The sequence below is a fragment of the Neisseria sp. P0021.S005 genome (assembly GCF_051956955.1).
This window is the reverse complement of record NZ_JBQCWY010000661.1, coordinates 1-1698: the sequence shown is the minus strand read 5'-3', so window position 1 is coordinate 1698 and position 1698 is coordinate 1. Positions and strand designations below refer to the sequence as shown.

The following is a 1698-nucleotide window of genomic DNA, read 5'->3' as shown; positions in this document are numbered from 1 at the left end:
CCAACGGTATCTTGCACGTTTCTGCCAAAGACAAAGGCACCGGCAAAGCGGCCAACATTACCATCCAAGGTTCTTCAGGTTTGAGCGAAGAAGAAATCGAACGCATGGTGAAAGATGCCGAAGCCAACGCTGAAGAAGATAAAAAACTGACTGAATTGGTCGCTTCCCGCAACCAAGCTGAAGCCCTGATTCACTCTGTGAAAAAATCTCTGACTGACTACGGCGATAAACTCGACGCTGCTGAGAAAGAAAAAATCGAAGCTGCGTTGAAAGAAGCTGAAGAAGCGGTTAAAGGCGACGACAAAGCCGCTATCGATGCCAAAGCCGAAGCTTTGGGTACAGCCAGCCAAAAATTGGGCGAAATGGTTTACGCTCAAGCGCAAGCCGAAGCCCAAGCCCAAGCAGGCGAGGGCGCACAAGCCGAGTCTTCCGCTAAGAAAGACGACGACATCGTAGATGCCGACTTTGAAGAAGTAAAAGACGACAAAAAATAATTGATGCCGTCTGAAAAAAAAGCGCGAATCGAAAGGTTCGCGCTTTTTATTTGAATTATTCATAGTAAAAGGTCATCTGAAAGCTTTTCAGACGACCTTGGTTTTAGAAATCTTGACAGACAGGAAAAAGATATAACCCATTGAAAAGACAAGGTTGGGCTAATCTGTTTGTACCTATTCTGGAAGCGATTTTTTCTTTTTGGATTTTATGTATTTCAAGAACATCAGTTCAACCAGGGTACACATAATTAACACTTCGACCCAGTCGGGAAGAAAACGGTCTACTCCAAAGAAATACTTCGGATTGATGATAAGGCTTAAAATCAAGTTCGCAAGGAAAACAGTAAAGCTGGCCGCAAAGCACATAATCAGCAATGCCTTCCAGTATTGTTTGCTGAAACTTGCGAGCAACTTCAGGTTTTTCTTATAATTTTCCCAAAAATTTTTCATGCCCTTATCCTTCTTATAAAGTTTGGGATTGTTCCGTATTTAATTTGAAGAAGAATCTTTCGAAGAAGCATCTTTCTGTTTGTACTGAATATATTTCAGGAATGTCCATATCATCAAGCTTACTGCGACGAGGCTTTCGATAATTTCTGAAAGGAAATATTCTTCCCCTAAAAAATATTTCGGATTGATCACATAGAGACTCAAGATAGTGTTCACCCCGATGACAATAAAGTTTACAGCGAAGCTGATGACCAGTAGGACCTTCCAATATTTTTTGGCAAAAGTTGCGAGCAACTGCAAGTTTTTCTTATAATTTTCCCAAAAATTTTTCATGCCGTTATCCTTCAGTATTGTTGATAAAGAATCCGTATCCCGTAAATATTTTCGGGATACGGAGTTTGATCGGCAATGATTTAATAGCCAAACGATCTTCTGGCGACAAACGAACCTAATCTGCCTCCTAAAACTCTACCTACGTTGGCTCCGATAGCACCACCGGCAGCCATACCGCCCGGTCCCGCAATCGCGCCTAACGCCATTCCGGTAAAGCCGCCGGCAAAAGCACCTGCTCCGGCACCAACCCAGCGGCCGGCTCCTGAAACCGCGCTTCGACTGAAATTAAAACCGCCGGAAACTTGTTGTAAATCATCCATGTTTAGTGTTTGCATATTAGCACTCCAAAATGAAAAATGGGGTGAAAAATAGCAAGCGTTTTCATCCGTTTGCTGTTGTATTGACAGTGCAAGTATGTAGT

At 42.8% G+C, this 1698-nt stretch carries 4 protein-coding genes; 1 reads left to right on the top strand and 3 read right to left on the bottom strand.

Going from position 1 to position 1698, the window contains the following annotated elements:
• Positions 1-494 (top strand): Hsp70 family protein (locus tag ACTHUE_RS18055; RefSeq protein WP_440403019.1); only part of this gene is annotated, 494 nt, incomplete at its 5' end.
• A gap of 174 nt (positions 495-668) precedes the next feature.
• Here ACTHUE_RS18055 and ACTHUE_RS18050 read toward each other — a convergent pair.
• The 3 genes from ACTHUE_RS18050 to ACTHUE_RS18040 all read right to left on the bottom strand — a co-directional run.
• Positions 669-944: a hypothetical protein gene (locus ACTHUE_RS18050; RefSeq protein ID WP_070646718.1), complete on the bottom strand. Its 276-nt coding sequence runs from the start codon at positions 942-944 to the stop codon at positions 669-671.
• 39 nt (positions 945-983) lie between these two features.
• On the bottom strand, positions 984-1277 hold the full coding sequence (locus ACTHUE_RS18045; protein WP_070583845.1) for a hypothetical protein: 294 nt from the start codon (positions 1275-1277) through the stop codon (positions 984-986).
• 80 nt (positions 1278-1357) lie between these two features.
• Positions 1358-1698, bottom strand: a 341-nt coding sequence (locus ACTHUE_RS18040; protein WP_440424106.1) for a hypothetical protein, incomplete at its 5' end; no start/stop codon positions are given.

Excerpts from the sequence above, each read along its gene's own strand:
- ACTHUE_RS18050 (WP_070646718.1), bottom strand. The coding sequence starts at position 944 with ATGAAAAATTTTTGGGAAAATTATAAGAAAAACCTGAAGTTGCTCGCA.
- ACTHUE_RS18045 (WP_070583845.1), bottom strand. The coding sequence starts at position 1,277 with ATGAAAAATTTTTGGGAAAATTATAAGAAAAACTTGCAGTTGCTCGCA.